The organism is Listeria swaminathanii, from assembly GCF_014229645.1.
GTDB classification, from domain to species: Bacteria; Bacillota; Bacilli; order Lactobacillales; family Listeriaceae; genus Listeria; species Listeria swaminathanii.
This window is the reverse complement of the sequence record NZ_JAATOD010000001.1, coordinates 161,776-179,510: the sequence shown is the minus strand read 5'-3', so window position 1 is coordinate 179,510 and position 17,735 is coordinate 161,776. Positions and strand designations below refer to the sequence as shown.

General features: G+C 38.7%; 20 protein-coding genes. 1 reads left to right on the top strand and 19 read right to left on the bottom strand.

Translation table 11 applies throughout. From position 1 onward, the window contains the following. Window positions 1-86 precede the first annotated feature (86 nt). The 14 genes from HCX62_RS00870 to HCX62_RS00805 all read right to left on the bottom strand — a co-directional run bounded on the left by HCX62_RS00870 (window position 87) and on the right by HCX62_RS00805 (window position 12,932). Window positions 87-497, bottom strand: a complete 411-nt coding sequence (locus HCX62_RS00870; protein ID WP_185636675.1) for a hypothetical protein — start codon at window positions 495-497, stop codon at window positions 87-89. Next, the gene (locus HCX62_RS00865; protein WP_185636674.1) at window positions 488-922 is read right to left on the bottom strand and encodes a DUF4064 domain-containing protein; all 435 of its coding nucleotides are present in this window, start codon (window positions 920-922) and stop codon (window positions 488-490) included. Before HCX62_RS00865 ends, HCX62_RS00870 begins: the two co-directional genes overlap by 10 nt. Window positions 923-1,050: 128 nt before the next feature. Next, window positions 1,051-2,985, bottom strand: coding sequence for a BglG family transcription antiterminator (locus HCX62_RS00860; protein WP_185636673.1), 1,935 nt, complete (start codon window positions 2,983-2,985; stop codon window positions 1,051-1,053). Between the two features lie 32 nt (window positions 2,986-3,017). Next, entirely contained in the window at window positions 3,018-5,645 is a 2,628-nt protein-coding gene (mngB, locus tag HCX62_RS00855; RefSeq protein ID WP_185636672.1) for a mannosylglycerate hydrolase, read from the bottom strand. A 21-nt stretch (window positions 5,646-5,666) separates the two neighbouring features. Continuing rightward, window positions 5,667-6,779: a PTS fructose transporter subunit IIC gene (locus tag HCX62_RS00850; protein ID WP_008946817.1), complete on the bottom strand. Its 1,113-nt coding sequence runs from the start codon at window positions 6,777-6,779 to the stop codon at window positions 5,667-5,669. Between the two features lie 3 nt (window positions 6,780-6,782). Continuing rightward, complete coding sequence (locus tag HCX62_RS00845) at window positions 6,783-7,115, bottom strand: PTS fructose transporter subunit IIB (RefSeq protein ID WP_003729043.1); 333 nt, start codon at window positions 7,113-7,115, stop codon at window positions 6,783-6,785. Beyond that, window positions 7,112-7,570, bottom strand: coding sequence for a PTS sugar transporter subunit IIA (locus HCX62_RS00840; RefSeq protein ID WP_012581970.1), 459 nt, complete (start codon window positions 7,568-7,570; stop codon window positions 7,112-7,114). Before HCX62_RS00840 ends, HCX62_RS00845 begins: the two co-directional genes overlap by 4 nt. A 169-nt stretch (window positions 7,571-7,739) precedes the next feature. Further along, a complete protein-coding gene (locus HCX62_RS00835) occupies window positions 7,740-8,222 on the bottom strand; it encodes an SRPBCC family protein (protein ID WP_185636671.1) in 483 nt (160 codons plus the stop codon). Window positions 8,223-8,292: 70 nt separating this feature from the next. Beyond that, window positions 8,293-8,436 (bottom strand): BH0509 family protein, encoded by a 144-nt coding sequence (locus HCX62_RS00830; protein WP_185636670.1) that lies wholly within the window; start codon window positions 8,434-8,436, stop codon window positions 8,293-8,295. A gap of 18 nt (window positions 8,437-8,454) precedes the next feature. Further along, window positions 8,455-9,633 (bottom strand): ABC transporter permease, encoded by a 1,179-nt coding sequence (locus HCX62_RS00825; RefSeq protein ID WP_260490786.1) that lies wholly within the window; start codon window positions 9,631-9,633, stop codon window positions 8,455-8,457. Further along, window positions 9,618-10,292, bottom strand: a complete 675-nt coding sequence (locus tag HCX62_RS00820) for an ABC transporter ATP-binding protein (protein ID WP_185636669.1) — start codon at window positions 10,290-10,292, stop codon at window positions 9,618-9,620. Before HCX62_RS00820 ends, HCX62_RS00825 begins: the two co-directional genes overlap by 16 nt. Window positions 10,293-10,309: 17 nt before the next feature. Beyond that, window positions 10,310-10,909, bottom strand: coding sequence for an efflux RND transporter periplasmic adaptor subunit (locus HCX62_RS00815; RefSeq protein ID WP_185637964.1), 600 nt, complete (start codon window positions 10,907-10,909; stop codon window positions 10,310-10,312). Window positions 10,910-10,950: 41 nt separating this feature from the next. Continuing rightward, window positions 10,951-11,601, bottom strand: coding sequence for a GntR family transcriptional regulator (locus HCX62_RS00810; RefSeq protein WP_185636668.1), 651 nt, complete (start codon window positions 11,599-11,601; stop codon window positions 10,951-10,953). A 116-nt stretch (window positions 11,602-11,717) separates the two neighbouring features. Continuing rightward, complete coding sequence (locus tag HCX62_RS00805) at window positions 11,718-12,932, bottom strand: LPXTG cell wall anchor domain-containing protein (protein ID WP_185636667.1); 1,215 nt, start codon at window positions 12,930-12,932, stop codon at window positions 11,718-11,720. Between the two features lie 927 nt (window positions 12,933-13,859). Here HCX62_RS00805 and proC point away from each other — a divergent pair. Further along, window positions 13,860-14,660 (top strand): pyrroline-5-carboxylate reductase, encoded by an 801-nt coding sequence (proC, locus tag HCX62_RS00800; RefSeq protein WP_185636666.1) that lies wholly within the window; start codon window positions 13,860-13,862, stop codon window positions 14,658-14,660. 2 nt (window positions 14,661-14,662) lie between these two features. Here the strand turns inward: proC and HCX62_RS00795 are convergent, their stop codons facing one another. The 5 genes from HCX62_RS00795 to HCX62_RS00775 all read right to left on the bottom strand — a co-directional run bounded on the left by HCX62_RS00795 (window position 14,663) and on the right by HCX62_RS00775 (window position 17,697). Then, the gene (locus HCX62_RS00795; protein ID WP_185636665.1) at window positions 14,663-15,088 is read right to left on the bottom strand and encodes a GNAT family N-acetyltransferase; all 426 of its coding nucleotides are present in this window, start codon (window positions 15,086-15,088) and stop codon (window positions 14,663-14,665) included. A gap of 56 nt (window positions 15,089-15,144) precedes the next feature. After that, on the bottom strand, window positions 15,145-15,828 hold the full coding sequence (locus tag HCX62_RS00790) for an NlpC/P60 family protein (RefSeq protein ID WP_185636664.1): 684 nt from the start codon (window positions 15,826-15,828) through the stop codon (window positions 15,145-15,147). Between the two features lie 144 nt (window positions 15,829-15,972). Continuing rightward, entirely contained in the window at window positions 15,973-16,422 is a 450-nt protein-coding gene (locus HCX62_RS00785; protein WP_185636663.1) for a hypothetical protein, read from the bottom strand. A 34-nt stretch (window positions 16,423-16,456) separates the two neighbouring features. After that, window positions 16,457-17,401 (bottom strand): flotillin-like protein FloA, encoded by a 945-nt coding sequence (gene floA / locus HCX62_RS00780; RefSeq protein WP_008946803.1) that lies wholly within the window; start codon window positions 17,399-17,401, stop codon window positions 16,457-16,459. Further along, window positions 17,398-17,697: an NfeD family protein gene (locus tag HCX62_RS00775; protein ID WP_003741454.1), complete on the bottom strand. Its 300-nt coding sequence runs from the start codon at window positions 17,695-17,697 to the stop codon at window positions 17,398-17,400. Before HCX62_RS00775 ends, floA begins: the two co-directional genes overlap by 4 nt. Window positions 17,698-17,735 lie beyond the last annotated feature (38 nt).

The window sequence follows — 17,735 nt, the reverse complement described above, 5'->3', positions numbered from 1 at the left end:
TTCACTTTTTTATTGTCTATACCCTTTTTGCAGGAAAATAAAAAGAATCTGCTCCCATATTAGGTAGCAGATTCTCGTTGATATAATTAAAATTCTTCCCAGTTTTCACGGTCGTATTGATCGCTATCATCATAGTTATAGTTATAATCATAGTTATAACCATCCATCATGTTGTACATTCCGTCATCCGTAATCGCAAAGAATAGTAAGAAAATCACTGCTAAAATGGCAATCACTGTATTAACTACTGCTAAAATAATCCCACTAATCAACAGCCCTAAATTCCGCTTAATTACTTCACCTTTTGTGCGAACAATAAGGTAAATAACAAGAATAATAATTACATTAATAAATACCATCAGCAGACACCAAAGAATGGCATTCATTCCACGTTGATCTGCATCTTTATATACCCAGATTGCTAAAAGTACTTTTGCTGCTAGCCCTAAAACTGCACCAACAATAAAAAGTATTGGTAAGAATATCATCATTCCCATTTCGTCCCCTCATCTTCTGTAGAAATTGTTTCATATTCCTTAGAAACTGTTTTATATTCTTTTTTGTTAAGTGCTAAAATACCTGCAATCAAGAATAAGATTCCGTGGATTGTGAAAATTTGTAATCCACCTAAAATTATAAAGCAAACCGCTATTGTTTTTACCTTTGGTCCGCCACTTTTCACTTTAAATGCACCTACGAAGCCAAAAATTGCGGATACAAGCGCAAAAATCACTGCAATCACTGAGACGAAAGTAATTATTCCAAAGAAAATTGCTTCGTCTGGTCCTGCGTAATAACTTGTATCAAATACTAGCAGCGTATTAAGACCAAAAATCACGGTATAAGCCATAGCACCTAAAAAGGTCATTATGCTAAAAGAAGCACCAACGATAAGTAATGTAAATTCTGTTTGTCTGTTCATTAAATCCTCCATATGTTTAGTTAGTATTCTTATAGTGTACCATGAAATACGCTTTCACTAAATACAAAAATGAGAAAATTCACGAAAAATTCACGAAAAAGCTATTTCCTAAAAAAAGGGGATAGCTTTTACTTTTTCTTCAATATATCATTTGCTAATGCAGTGAATCCATAAAAATCGGAAAGTCCTGAAAGTTTTTCACCGTATTCTTCGCGCACTAATTCCACAAGTAACTCATAGATATTAATGGCTTCTTCATAGTCATTTTTACTAATACATAACAAAAACACGGCGCGTACAGATTGTTTTTGATCCCATTTGATTGGTTTATCTAATATCCGAATAACGATTTTCGTTTCTTTCGCCATTAGTCCGAGTGGATGCGGGATTGCTATACCGGTTCCGAGTACAGTCGAGCCTAGTTTTTCACGTTCAAGAACCGAGCGCAGGTAGTCCTCGCCAACAATATTTTGCCGCTGCAATGAGTCGACCATTTCTTCTAAAATTGCTGCTTTGTTTGTCATACTGCTTCTGGCAAAAAAATCGGCCGTGAAGAAATTCGATAGAAAGCCGCGGTTAGGATCCGTTTGTTCTTGAATAATCGCCCCGAGCATTTTTAATTCTTCATTTGTTGGGATGTTGCTGATTTTGATGACTGGCTTGTTTTTCTCAGGTATTCTAACGGTGGAAAGAATGATATCTTCTTCAATATGGATAAAACGGTTATATTCTTGAATCGAAACAACTTTTGTAATGTCGAGATTGCTCACTGCCGACTTCACTTTCGCTTCCACAATTCGCGCCGTTCCAAAACCTGACCCACAGACAATTAAAGCCGATTTATGACGATAGTAAGAGATTTGATAATTTCGCTCTAAAGATGCCCCGATATGAAGCGCCAAATAAGCTAATTCATTTTGATTAATGTCATATGGGTAGTCTTTTTTTAGTGATTCTACTGCATCAAGCGTGATTTCGTAAGCTAAAGGGTAATAGCGTTTAATGTGCTCCGTCATTGGATTTTTGACAGTCATATGGTATTTCACACGGTATAACATCGAATGAATATGGGCAACAAGATCCTTTTTCAACTGCAAGTCATCCTGTAAATGATAAAAATAATGTGACTCAATGCGGTTCAACATGCCTTCAATATACGCATAATCGTCAAATTCGCTAATTTCTTTATCTTCTACGTTCAGGATTCGTTTGCTGGCGATTTGGAGAAGTAAATAATTTTTGTCTGCGTCGGCAATCTCTATTTCGAAAAGTGATTCTAAAATAGTAGCTAATTTAGCGGCAATCGCGATTTCTTCTTCACTAACGTCCGTTAATTCAAACTGTTCCAACGTATGCCCAAGTTCAATTCGTTCCACTAAAATCATCATATGTAAAAGTAAGTTTTGAAGCGCTTCGTCTGTGAAACGAATATTGGTCGCAAAAAAATAATCGGTCACAGCTGTCATTAATTTTTGCAGTTTGTCTTTTTGTTTGTGCCATTCGAAAAATGTTTCTAAATAGGATTCTGGGGCATTTTTGGAAGCAATTAGCGCGGTTAGGGCATAGCGCATTTTTTCTTCTTCTCCGATAATTTTCACGCCGCTACCTGGTTTAGAGACAAGCGTTAAATCGTACGCCGCAATAACTTTTCGAACTTGCTTCATATCATTGGAAATGGTTGCACGGCTAGCAAAAATCGTATCTGCCAAGTCTTCCAATTTAATATAGTCGGCGCTTGATAGTAACAAGAAAATCTCGTATTTCACGCGTTCTTCAGGATTATCTAAGTCAAAATAATCAGCGTTTTTCGGTTTGTTTTTCTCGGCCTGAAAAGCTTGAAAAACGGTCGGATCAAGGATTTCGATTTTGTAACCCGCGCCTCGAGTAAGCGTTATGGTTGCCCCGTGATTTTCGAGAAATTCGGTTAGTTTCGCAATGTCCGTTCGTATCGTTCGTTCGGAAATATGTAAATCTTGGCTGAGTTTCTGAGCTGATAAGTGGCTACCCGCATCAAGGAGCATGCCATATAGTGTTTCCAAACGTTTATAAGCGAAATATCCCATTATTAGCAGCTCCTTTTTTAGGTAGTTAATCGTTATTTTTCAAATAAATAGCTTTGTACTTTGGCATGTTTTAATGTCGTTTGTTTCTCGTTTGACTTGCTTTCATCCAAGTGGCGTTCTTTGCCTTGGAAAACTTCTGGAATCGTAATTTCTTTTTGTAAATATGGATTGAAAAAGCGCGTAATGAAGGCATCGCTGTCTTCGGCTTTTTTCACTGCACTAATAATCGCTCCGTCTATTGCCGGAAGTGCCAGGCTATATGTCGCATCCAGTGTTTTTTCTTCGTCGCGGTAAACATAAATCAAGCGACCGTTTAGAAAATCAGACATTTGGTAAACTGGTGGGTTCGACAAGTATTCTTTTGCTTTTTTCGCGATGTCCGCTTCATCAAAAGAGCTTTCGAATAAAGTTAGCGCGAATGTTGCATTGATTTCGCCAAGTAGTTGTGCGTCTGGTGTCGCAACGATTGACTCGCCGGAAGCCCGACCTGGACGATAGAGTAAATCGGTTTTACCCATATGGCTAAATGTGCGGAACAGGGTTAGCGAAATCGTATCGTAATTTTCGCCAATGATTTCGTATTCGCGCACGCCTTCCGTCATTACAGCAACCCCGTGCGACTCATCGTGTAAGCTGACAAAACTTTGCATTGCTTCAATCGAAATTGGCGCTTCTTGCCATTCTTCCTTTTCCCATACATCCATTTCTGGAAGACGAACCGGACGCTTGATTGGCGCGAATAATTGGTCCGCTGTCGAGAATTTACTAGCAATTTCGGTTGCGAAAGTAACGCATAAACGATGGCTCAATACTTGGTTAGCAATTTGGACGTCAAAGCGAATGAGTTCTTCATTTTTACGTAAAGAAATTACTGTTTCGATAGTCATTTCGTTATTTTTTTCACCATTTGCACGTTCTTCTAAATTATACGGTACATTTAACTTGAAGGAAATAGTTAATGCTTGGTTGACGCTTGATATGCTAGACTCTACGCTTTCCACTACCGCTTCTTTTGATGAAATTACAAGATCTTTTCGTGGCGGAGAATAGTTGTACGAATCGCCATCGTCGCCATTTTCCACAAAAATCATTTGATCGGTGTAGGTTCTGCCCGCTTTTTTATCATGAATCGTTAGTGAATTGTTGGCTGCTAACTGGATTTCATAAAATTCATTTTCGATTTTTGACGCGGCGGATTGTGTCGGTTCTTGCTCTGCTGTTTCTTTTTCTAAATTAAAGTAGATGGTGTCGTATCCTAGCGCTGGCAGGTTATTTACGTTTACTAGCATCGTCGCTAAAAAGACTTTTTCTGGTAAATAAACGGGTCTGCTTGGGTTTAGGTCGATATGCTGATTTAAGACATATTCGGTTAGGTCTGTTTTCTCTAGAATGGTGTACTCAAGCGTATTTCCTTGCGTATCTTCTACTGTGAAATTGTCTTCTGGAATGTACGCGGTCATTTTGATAACGCCACTTTTTTCGTATGGAAGCGGGTTGAAAACGGTAAATTGGAACGGTTGTTTTTGTTCGATTTTTTCGCTGATTAGGCGCATGTTTAAATCGAGTAAATTGGTCGCTAAATCCGAAGCCAATTTGTAACGATGTTTGACGTCGCGGTTGGTCGTATCACTATTACAGCCACCAATGCTATCGTGTGCAGCATTTTCAAACATCAACTTCCAAATTTCTGCGAGTTCATTGTGTGGGTAGCGGTTGCCAAGTGAGTAGCTGATTGAAAGAACCGGCTCCAGCACATTGCTTAAAAAGTTTTCGATTTGATTGTTCGCTTGTTTTAAATCAGCTCGGGTAGAGAAAATCGATTTGTGCAAGCGACTATGTTTTCCTTCTGTTAATTCGCCGGCAATGACTGGTAAATCGGTCACATCTTTTTCTAAATCCGCGAAAAATGTTTCTGGTGAAGCGATTTGGTATTCACGTGTGCTATCTAATTCATTAAATTTCGCAACCAATTCCGGCAAATTTTTTCTGACCGGTGCTTGGTCTAAACCGTTTGGGAAATAAACATTTGGCGTTGAAGCTTTTTCTTCTAGAGCGCCAATTTGTTCATCCAAATAGGTTTTAAGTTCGGCTTCATTTTCAGGAATGTTCGCTCCGTAGTAATAGCCGAATGGAATTTGTTCCGCTAGCATTTCCGTCCCGTCATCACCGCGCCAGATAAATTCGGTTTGTTTCAAGCGATTATCAGCAACCCCACGCCAAAACAGAAACTTCGATATGCCGAATTCTTTATAAATTTGTGGCATATTCCCGCCTTGTCCGAATGCATCCGGGACATAACCGACAGCCATGCTATGTCCCATTTCGCGAGCAATTCTCGTTCCATAAAGCAAGTTTCTAACAATCGATTCTTGTGAAATAACTAATTGATCCGTTTGTGTATACCAAGGCCCTGTAATAAGCCGTTTTTCAGCAATAAGTTTTTCTAATCTAGTTTTATCTTCCGGGCAGTAGCGTAAATAATCTTCTATTAAAGAACTCTGAGCATCCATCAAATAAAAATGGTAACTGTCTTTCGCTTCTAAAGTTTCAATTACTTCTTTTAAATGCTTCACTAAATAAATTGTCGAACGGCTTGAAGTGAAATACCATTCTCTATCCCAATGTGAATGCGGAATTACATGTACTTTCGTTTTAGCCATTTTAATTAAATCCTCCAACTATTATTTAATCTCTATTTCGTCAAAACTAATATCGATATCGTCCAAAACGTCGTCTGCAGCTGCTGTTTCTTCTTCTGTGAAATTAACGAATAAGTTAGCGCAAATTCCGATAATAAACGCTCCAACTAGACCACCAACTAAGTAAGCCCAGCCGTTACCAATTGTGAAGAAACCATACATCCCACCGATTGGCGGCATTTTCACATAAGCGCCAAGTCCCATTGTTACGGCACTACCAATCGCACAGGCAATCACATTTAGCGGAATTAATTTACCCGGGCTACGTAGTGTAAATGGAATCGCACCTTCCGTGACCCCAATCAGCCCCATAATTAGCGCACCATTTCCAGCTTCTTTAAAGGTAGTAGAATAATTCTTTTTACGTAAAAGTGTTGCAATTCCGTAGCCTAGTGGCGGAATACAAATTGCGACATTAATCATGATCGAAGGTAGATAAATCCCACTCATAAATAGCGCATTCCCAGCCATCCAAGCGGCTTTATTTACAGGTCCACCAAGGTCAAATCCAATCATTGCTCCTAAAATAAGTGCTAGAATAATAACGTTTGTATCGTTTTTACACATTTCTGTTACCCAATCAAGTAACGTTTGGTTTAACCATCCAAGCGGTCCGCCGAGAATAAGTGACATCAGTATCCCCGTGGCACCAACCGTAATAAGTGGCAAAATAATTAGTGGTAAAGAACTAGCAGCCGGTCCAGTGATACGAACATGTTTTTTCACCCAGTTTGTTAACCAACCGGCGAAGAAACCAGCAACCACAGCACCTAAGAAACCAGCATTTGTACTTGTAGCCAAGACCCCACCGACAAAACCAGCAGCAAGCGCCGGTTTTCCAGCGATCGAATAAGCAATATATCCAGCGAGTACTAAGTTAAGTAAGCCAATTGCCGCCCAACCTACATTTTGAAATAAGTAAACGTAATGATAAAATCCACTTGCGTCAGCGTAAGCATCTAGATTTGTAACGCCACCAATAATCCCAATTAATTTTGCAACAGCTACAACAAGCGACCCTGCAATAATGACCGGCAGTGCATACGATATTCCCGACATTAAATGGTCTTTTGCTTCGTTTAATTTCCCTTTCATGACTTAATTAGCCTCCTTTTGTTTGCGTGCTTCAATTGCTGCAACAACTTTACTTAACACCGCTTCCCCGTTCGCAACACATTGACCAATTTTCACACGAACGACTGGTTTTCCTTTGAAACGATCTTCCCCGTCAATCACTTTATCCGCCGCGATAATAACTACATCTGCCGCACTTACTTCAGCTGGCGTGATTTCATCGATTGTTCCCATCGCTCCTTGTTGTTCGATTTTGACATCGTGGCCTAATTTTACTCCCGCTTTTTCTAATGCCTTTGCTGCCATTGGTGTGTGCGCAAGTCCTGCGATACATGACGTAACTCCTACAACTTTCATATCAATTCTCCTTCCAAATTATCTTTCAAGTAATCCATCAGTTCGTGTTCCGTTTTAATCGTTAAAATTTGTTCTTGAAATGCTTCTTCTAGTAAATTCACAGCCACACTGGATAGAATTTTCAGATGTTGCTGGCTGGCCTCACTTGCTGGAACTAATATTGCAAAAATGGCTTGTGCCTTAAAGCCTTCTTTTGACTCCCAATCAATCGGTTCAACTAGACGAATGAAAAGCAGTTTCGCTTCCGATATTGCCTCCGTTTTCGCATGAGGAATGGCGATTAATTGTTGTACTGCTGTTGCGTATTCTTTTTCGCGTGCCCATAAGTCACGCTCCACTTGTGCCGAATTCGTCGTGATGCCAATTTCAGCCGCCTTGTCTGCAATAAAAGCTAGCACTTCTTCTTTTGTGCTTAGATGCTGATTTAAAAATAATTGTTCTTCTGATACTATCATTTCGTCACCCCGTATTTTTTCAATGCCTTGCTTACAATTACATTCTAATGAAACCGATTACTTTTTTGAACATAAGGAATTTCCAGTTAAAGTGGAAAAAGATTAATTTACGCAGAAAAAAGCCATAAACAAAGCGTTTTCGGCTTCATTTATGACTTTTCTAAAGGATTTATTTTTCGATATTTAGTTCTTTTTGATATCTGGCAAAAAGTGATTCGAACTCCGCTTTGTTGAAATCGTATGTTTTTCCTTCTGCGCTCGCTTGTAATTTCTTCAAGCAAATATGCCAACCGGAAATATCTCTTGGGCTGTGTTCGGTGATTGCCGTGAGCTGTTCTGTAAAAGTTAGCTTTGTTCTATTCGCCGCAGTGGCATTCAGTTCAAAGGCAACTTCATCTTGATCCCACGCGAAAGCAAGTTTCCGATTAGGTTCAAACCCGCGAATTGGCATCGTTATTTTTTCTTCAGGCGTCATGACGAATAGGAGATATCCATCCGCGCCGAGCTCACCTATTTCCAGTTCATTAAACCATTTTGCCAAGCCTGCGTTTGTCGTTAATAATTCGAAAACCTCTGTATTTGCTGCATTTATAACTAATTCGAATGTAACTACAGCCCCGCCAGCATCTCGCTTCGTGATTGATTCATCCACCTATATCCCTCCCGCTAATTTGCTTTTATTTTCGCATAGATTGACCGTTCTCGCAAAAAGTAGGACTCGTTTAACGTTCAACTACCACGCGCTCGTATAAATCTTCTAACTCTGCATAACTAAGTTCTCTTAACCTGTGTCGTTCCACATTGGTCACAAGGCTGACAATTTCAACTAAAACCCAAGTATCGTCCGCTTGTTGTTCTATTTCCATCCCAAACGCCTCCTTTAGTTAATCCGCTCGCAACGCATCTATCGGCATTTTTTTCGATGCCTTCCGTGCTGGAACTACGCCAAACACCACGCCAATAAACATCGAAAACCCTACTGCTAAAAGAATTGTCGAAGCAGAAACATGCATTTCAAAACTAGATACGGCCGTAACCATTTGCGCAGAAAAAACGCCTAATAAAATCCCGATGCCGCCACCTAACAAACTAAGCACAATCGCTTCAATCAGAAATTGCCTTGAAATATCCCCACCACTAGCGCCAATTGCTTTCCTAATCCCAATTTCTCGAGTTCGTTCCGTAACAGATACGAGCATAATATTCATAATTCCAATCCCGCCAACAAGTAACGAAATCCCAGCAATCGCCCCTAGTCCAATCGTAAGCGTACTCGTAATACTATCAAACGTATCCAGCGCCTCCTGCTGATTTACAACCGTATACGCATCTTTATTATTCGGAAAAAGTTGACTCATTTTCTGCTTTACCTGCTTAACTACGGCTGGAACTTGTTCTGTATTGTTAGTTTGAATATAAAATAAATCCACCGAATCTGTTTTAAAAAGCCGTTCCGCAGCAGAAATTGGAATAAAAAGCTTCTGATCCGCCGAGCCAAAAAGACTCTCTCCTTTTCCTTCTAAAACGCCGATGACTAAATATCTCGCACCAGCAATTTGCAGATGTTTTCCGACTGGATTTTGATTTTTGAAGTAGGTTTTAGCAATTTCCGCACCGATGACTGTTACTTTTTGAGCATAACGAACGTCTACATTGGAGCAAAATCGACCTGAGGCAAGCTCCAAGTTTTTTATCGTCGCATAATCTTCATTTATTCCTGTTACTTGGCTGTTCGCTGTTTTTTCGCTCGTTCTAACTTCCTTTGTTTGCATCACTTCCGGCGAACCAATTTCAGCCTCATTTAAAAGACTTTTCGCGTCATTATATGTAAATTTCTCGTTTGGATTATCCGAATAAAAGCTAATTGACACTATATTACTCCCCATATCGCCTAATTGCGTAGATACATTTTTGGAAATAGCCTCGCCAATCGAAACAAGTAATATAACCGAAAAAACACCAATTATAATTCCGAGCATCGTTAAAAACGTCCGAAATTTGGCGGATAATAGTTGTTTTAGTGCTAGTTTCACACTTTGAAAAAGGCTCATGATTTGTTCCATTCACGGAGTTTTCCGTCTTTTATTTCGATTATTCGTTCTGCTTGTTCGGCGATTTCTTTGTCGTGTGTAATCATAATCAATGTATTTCCTTCTCTATGAATTTCTTTGAGCAACGCCATGACTTCTTTTCCGGTTTTAGAATCTAGGGCGCCTGTTGGTTCGTCTGCAAGTAGTATTTCTGGACTTCCGGCAATGGCTCGTGCTATCGCGATACGTTGCTGTTGTCCACCTGAAAGTTGAGCTGGCAAGTGTTTCGCTTTATCTAATAATCCGACACGTTCTAAACTTTTTTGCACGACTTTTTTTCGGGTAGTTTTGCTTGTGCCGCGATATACGAGTGGTAACTCGACATTTTCAAAAGCAGTGAGCCGTGGCATTAAATTAAATTGCTGGAAAATAAAGCCGATTTTTCTGTTTCTGATTTTAGCTATTTTTTTATCTGATATGCGCATTAAATTCATTTTGTTAAGATAATATTCGCCAACAGTCGCTTTATCAAGGATACCAAGGATGTTCATTAAAGTTGATTTCCCAGAGCCAGATGGTCCGATAATCGCTAAAAATTCGCCTTGTTTGATTTGAAGCGATACGTTATCTAATGCTTTTACGGTATTTTCTCCCATTTGATAGGATTTGGAAATATTAAATAGTTGTATCAAGTCGCACTCACCTCCATTTAAGGAATAATCACAAGTTGCCCTTCTGTAAGTCCTTTTACTACTTGGATAGATTTTGTATTATGTTTTCCCGACTCAATCCAGATTTTCTTTTTCTGCTTATTTTCATCAACAGTATAAATATAGTTTTTGTCTGTTTTATCTGTATGGACCGCTTCGATTGGGATTGTTAGGACGTTTTTTTCTAGCGCTACTAGCACGTCCGCACTAACAGACATATTTTCTTTTAAATTAGTTTCATTTTCCAAATCGATTGTTACGGCATAAGAAGTGACGGATCCGTTTATGACGCCTTTTTCGTTTATATCGGAAACTTTTCCTTTGTAGACTTTATTATTTACTGCTTCGACATGCACATCAGTAGTTTGCTTTTCTTTTATTTGATTGATTTCTAGTTCGTCTACCATAATGCGGACTGCAAAATCCTCATAATCCGGCCATTTATTTTCTTTTTTCACGACGTGCCCTTCTGCAGAAACATAGACACTTAAATCTGCCATTTTTGCCTCGACTGTTTTGTAATCAATCACTTGCGGCGTTTTTGTTTCATTTTCTTTTATAAAATAATAGCTTACTGATGCAACAATGATAACCAGTATGATAACCCAGCTGATTTTTTTCAATAGTTAAAAACCTCTCTTTAAAAAGCAATTAAGATCATTGCGTTCATAATGTGTTGAAAACATTTTTTTAGTTGTTCATAATCCCATGATTTTAAAATAGCAATCATGTGCGCTAATTCTTCTGCAATTCGATCACTCGCTGAAACTATAATGAGCTTTACTTCCTTTGTTGCATTATCATTTATTTCATTCCATAAATCTTGAATGACTCTATTAAAATAATCATTATTCAATTTGCCAATAAACGCACAGATAAAATCTTCAAAAGCACCACGCATTAATTCGTATTCTCTATTTTTCTCATATTGAATTACTTTTTCTGCTATTTCTATGATGTCATCCACAACAACATAATCTTCCCGTAAGACTAGCTTTTCCGTGCTTTCATACATTAAAAGTTCAACCAATTTCATTCGCGAAAAAAACTCCGTAATCGTTACCTCGGTATTTTGAACGAAGGCCCCGCGATTGTATTGATGGACTAAAAAACCGGAATGGCAAAGATTGATAATCGCCCGCCTAATCGGTGTCCTGCTCATATTTAGTTCTTGGGATAATTTCGCCTCAACTACACGATACCCCGTTGGATATTCACCCGTTGTAATTTTGTTCTTAATGTACTCAAAAGCAATGTTTTCCAGTCGATCACCTTTAGCAATTTTCGGCATAACTGATTCCCCTCTCCCTCTATAAAACTTCAAAAAAACAGTTCTAGAATGCCATTTTATCATTTAGTTAATGAAAAGAGTATCTAAGCTAAAATACTCTTTTCATCCATGATAAATTATCTATTTGCTTTTTTGCGATACGTGGTAATACCTACTGTTGCTAAGCCTAGTCCAGCAAGAACTAACCAGATCATCGAGTTATCACCCGTTTTTGGTATTTTGCTTGCTTTTACATCCGCTGTTTCTGCATTTCTAGCAGTTTGTTTAGGGGTGGTAGGATCGCTTGGAGTTCCGCTTTCAACCAGTTTGATTGGCTCTATAATAAGCGTTAAATCTTGAGTTACTGTCACTTTAATTGTAAGAGTCGCTGATAGGTTACCAGAATCGGTTACGGTATATGTGACTTGATAAACACCTTTTTTTGAATTATTTACTGTATCTTTTGTCACTTTGATTTTTGCTGTTAGGTCGCCGTCTTCTTTATCCGTTGCGGTAACTCCTTTTAACGAATTAAACAGGTCACCAACTTTGATTGTTTGGTCTTTTGCATTAATGACTGGAGCTGTGTTTGCTGTTACAGCCTCTTTAGTCACGGTTACTTTGATGCTTTTTAGCGTTGTGATTTTGCTTGAATTTGTTACCTTGTAGTCCACATCATATTCGCCGCTTTTAGTCGTATCGACGGTGTTTTTTGTTACTCTGATGGCACTAGTAATGTCGCCATCTTTTTTATCCGTAGCCGTTACTTCATTTAGAGGATTAAACGTTTCATTTTGTTTGATTGTTTTATCTTCTGCATTAATAACTGGCGCTGTTGGTGCTTCTGCTGGTGTTTCGTTTACTACAGTTACATTTTTCCAGATTAGTGAAGCTTCTGGAGTCGTTGGTAGAACTGATCCCGCACCTAAAAACACGCCAATATCTGCTTTTGTATCTTCATTTGCTGTAAATTCAAATGTATGTGTAAAAGTTTTGCTGTCATCATTCGCTACGTCCATAACATTTCCTTGCGTGCGAGTGACAGCCGTATTTGTAAGCTCTGCGCCGGATGAACTCGGGATAAATAGTCCTGCTTTTGCTGATTGTCCTGTAATTGTATCCGTCATTGTCATATCGACATTTGCTTCATAAGATACTTTATATTTGTATGTTTTTCCTTTTTCAAGCTGGACATTTTCATAACCAACAAAGTAAAAACCACCACGTACATCTTTATATGTCAAATTGCTTTCTGAAGTGTTCGCCGCATTTGCAACAACACCTGGAATGAAGTTAAAAACAACCATAGATAGAAGGGCAACTGTTGTAATTAACGCGATTATTTTTTTCATGGATTTAAAATCCTCCTCATTTACATCTTTAATTAGAAAATAGGGCTAAGAAAGTCTTAACCCTATATTTCAACGTATTCTAATTGGCAATCAACCAAAGATTCCTTTGATTAGGTTGTTTAAGATTTCAGTTACATCTGGGAAACGTAAAGCGCCAGAAAGGTTAGTTAATAATTGTAAGAAGAAATTCATCTTTAGTAGCCTCCTTTCCTATTTTTATTTTTTTAAAATCAACCGAAGATTCCTTTGATTAGGTTGTTTAAGATTTCTGTTACCTCTGGGAAATTAAATGCTCCCGAAAAATTACCTAATAATTGTAGAAAGAAATTCATGTGTAGTAGCCTCCTTTACGTATTATTTTTTTAGAATCAACCAAAAATAGCTTTGATTAGGCTGTTAATTACTCCTGTTACGTCTGGGAAATTTAAAGCTCCAGAGAAGTTACCTAATAATTGTAGAAAGAAATTCATCGTTTTCACCTCGCAATATTATGTAGTTGGGACTGTCATCCAAAGTTAATTATAGCTGATAAAAACGCCATTTATAGCGCTTTCAAACTTTAAAAACATTGCTCCAAAAATAGTATCCTAAGCTAATTTCGCGTGTCGTTCAGATTGGCATATTTGAGGACAATTATCAGAAAAATGTTTATTTTTAGTTGTCAAGCAAGCAGCTTTTGACACATTTTCGCTACATTTATTTATTCTCCCAAGCCAAACCGTTGCTACAACAACGTTTTCCACAACCGTCTTTACTGATTTTGTACATAATTAGACTTTCTCTAGTGAAAAATACAATCGTCCACGCGAAAAAGTACCCTAGCAAGATTCACTAAGGTACTTTTATGATTATTATCGCAAAACTGGACAAAGCCGTGTAACGTGAGATAATAGAAAAAAATGATTCGGTTAGGAGCGAAAAAATAGCATGGCAAAAATCGGCTTTATAGGCGCAGGTAATATGGGTACAGCAATGATTCGAGGATTAGCAAAAGCTAATTTAATAGCAAGAGAAAACATTATCGTTTGCGGTCGGAACATCGAAAAACTAAAACCGCTCGAAACGGAATTTAATGGTCTTGCGTTAACAACAGATACTGAAAAACTCGTAGAACAAGCAGATATTATCATTTTAGCGGTGAAACCTTATACAATCCCAGAAATTTTAACCACAGTAAAAAATAAGTTAACACCAGAAAAAATCGTTATTTCTGTAGCAGCAGGCGTTACTATCAAAGACTTAGAAGAATTAACTTCTGCGGAGACTAAAATTGTCCGAGTAATGCCAAATACACCAGCATTAGTCGGCGCTGCAATGTCTTCTATTTCGCCAAATGCTAATGTAACGCAACAAGAAATTGATGAAGTTTCCGCTATTTTTGCTAGTTTTGGAGAGGCAGAAGTAGTGTCTGAAAACCTCATGGATGCGGTCATCGGTGTCAGTGGTTCTTCGCCAGCCTATGTTTATATGTTCATAGAGGCGTTAGCAGACGGCGCAGTACTAAATGGCATGCCTCGGGATAAAGCGTATAAATTCGCCGCACAAGCTGTCCTAGGCGCTGCAAAAATGGTTCTAGAAACAGGCGAACATCCAGGGAAACTAAAAGATATGGTTACTTCTCCCGGTGGAACAACCATCGAAGCTGTGAAATCACTGGAAAATAATGGTTTCCGTTCAGCAGTTATCAACGCTGTCCAAGCAGCAGCACAAAAAAACAGCTCTATGTAAGATTACAGATATTTAATGAAAAAATACTTTTCTTCCCCTTTTAGCGGAAAATCTTTTACACGTCCAAGCTCGGTAAAACCACACTTTTTATAAAAATCTGGGGCTTGGTAACTAAATGTTGTTAATGAGATATGGTGGCAGTTATTTGCTCTACCATATCTTTCTATTTGTTCCATTAACGCTGTCCCGACACCCGTTCCTTGTGTACTTTTATCAACGGAAAGTAGTGATACATATAATTCTCCGTAGCTGATTTTCGCTGTCACCCCACCAACAATTTCCCCGGATTCGTTTAATGCGGCAAAACCAATGTGAACCGCCTCGCTTTTTGGGATATCGTAGCCAAGCCTTTCTTTATGTTCCAAAAGCCCTTCGATTACGCGCGGTTCCAATTCTGCAAGCGGCATTTCTTTAATATTATATTTCATTTGTTAGTTCCTCCTCCGCACAAAAAAGCATCACTAGAAAGTGACGCTTGATGAGATTATTTTAAGTTTGCTACACGACCATAGCCGGCAATGTATTTTTTCCAGTAGCCAGATTTGATGCTGTCGTATTTTACGCCGTTATTTTGGGCATTAAGCATTTTGCCATTACCAACGTAGATTCCAACGTGCGCGATGCCTTTACCATAGTTAAAGAAAATCAGATCGCCGTTTTTTAGTTCGTTTGCTTTAATTTTCTTAGCTGCAGTGTATTGTTGTTTGGCTGTTCTTGGAAGTGATTTTTTGATGCCTTTCGAGTAGACATATTGTGTGAAACCGGAGCAGTCGAAGCAGCTTGGGCCAGTTGCGCCAATTTTGTAGCGTTTGCCAAGGTGTTTTCTTGCTTCATTATTTAATGCGGTAAAACTTTGTGTTGTTGCAACAGGTGCTTTATATGTAGTAACACATTTACCTGAAACATAACCTACTTTACCGTTATATGTTGTTTTATACCAATTATTGTTTGTCTTTGCAGTGAAAGTAACTGTTGTGCCTTTTTTGTATAATCCGATGACTTTGCCGTTTGTATTATCTGTTGTGCGAATATTTACATCAGCCGTTATGGTCATTTTATACGTCGTTGCTGCTGATGCGTTAGTTGTTGGTAAAAATAGTACTGAAAAAGAAATCATTACAGCTATAAACGCAAAAAAAATCTTTCTTCTCGTTGCTATTATTTTCAATCCACGCACCCCTTTTTTATATACACACAGCATATCAGGTCAATGTTACAGTTGTAATACAGGCATTTTAAAACTTGGCGTTATTATGTAACAGTTCTGACACAGCAACAAAAAGACCCAAGAAACTAGTTCTTGGGTCTACTTTTATAAATGATTTTTCCGTAAAGAAACTGGCTTATCAAGGATTTCCTTCGTAATTATCGCTTCTTGTAATCTGCCACGTAATTTACGGGCTTTTTTAGGATGATTACTTGTGTTTTTAATTAGATTCTTTCCTTTGGCCACATTGGATTCTCGGCGGATATCTCGTAACATTTTTTCTTGGGTTGCCTTTTGTTCGGCGATTACTTTGTCTTGTTCTTTATTTTGTGTAAAAGTACCTTGTGATACTTTACGTTTTGCTGGTTTTTTGGTGATTTGAGTATGGCTTGCTTGATGAGTCGTGCGCAATTTCGGTCTTTGTTGTGGCGCTTTCTCCTCTTCCTCTTCTGCCCCTTTACCGGCTTTACTAAGGAAATTTATAAGGACACCAACTATCCCAAGAACGACTAAGACACTCTCCCAACCACTATTCAGAAAATCACTTAAATCCATTGAAAACACCTTCTTCCTTGCAAAAGATCAAGGTTTATTTTTCGTCTTCGTGTGCAATCGATTCACGCATAGCTGTATCTGATTGTACATTTTCCATTTTGTAGTAATCCATTACGCCTAAGTTTCCTTCTTCTAAAGCGCGAGAAAGCGCACGTGGAACTTCTGCTTCTGCGGCTACTACGGCTGCTCTGTTTTCTTGTTCTAAGGCAATCGCTTCGGCTTTACGTTTCGATGCAGCTGCTTGAGCAACTTCCATGTCTGCGTTGGCTTTTTCAATGTCTAGTTTTGCTTTAATGTTGTCCCCGATACGCATTTCAGCGATATCAATGGATAAAATTGTGTAGGCAGTTCCGTCTCCAAGCCCTTGTTCTTGGACTTTTTTCGAAATGCTGTTTGGATTTTCTAGTACGTCTGTATGTTCTTTTGTTTCACCGACTGTAGATACTACGGCTTCACCGACACGGGCGATAACTGTATCTTCACCGGCACCACCGACGATACGTTCAATGTTCGATTGTACAGTAATTTGTGTGATAACTTTTACTTCTACCCCGTTTTGCGCCACACCAGTAAATTCAGGTGTACGAATAACTTTTGGTGTTACAGAAGTTTGTACTGCTTCAAGTACGTCACGTCCAGCAAGGTCAATAGCTGCTGCACGGCTGAAATCTAGTTCAATATTTGCGCGGTGTGCGGCGATTAACGCATCAACTGTGTTATCCACGTCCCCACCTGCTAAATAATGGCTTTCAAGTTGGTTTACTTCTAAGTCTAATCCTGCTTTTACTGCTTTAATTAATGGTTTTACAACGCGAGAAGGTACAACGCGACGTAATCTCATCCCGATTAAAGTTCCTAGCCCCACTGGTACACGTGCGGATAATGCACTAATCCATAACCCCACTGGTACTAAAGTGAAAAATACGATTAAAAAGATGATAATCAATACTGCGATAATAATTGGTCCAATCATTGTCATTTTTCTCCCTCCTGTATATCTTCATTGACTAGTACGTACCCGAAATCGATACCTACTGCAATTATTGGTTTTCCCACTTCTAAATAACCTGTTTTTAAGCGAGCTTCATAGACTTCTCCGTCTATTCTGACACTGCCGATTGGCTTAAGTGTCGTTTGTGCTACACCCTTTTTGCCCACTACTTTATCTCGTAGCGCTTTCATTCGTTCTACTTCTTTGTCCTCTAAAACCCCCCGATGCACGAGTCCCCATGATTCTCCATAAACAAAGTCATCTTCTGTAAAATTATGCTTCAAACTAGTCACCTTCTTTAGGAACTTTTTTAAATTTTACT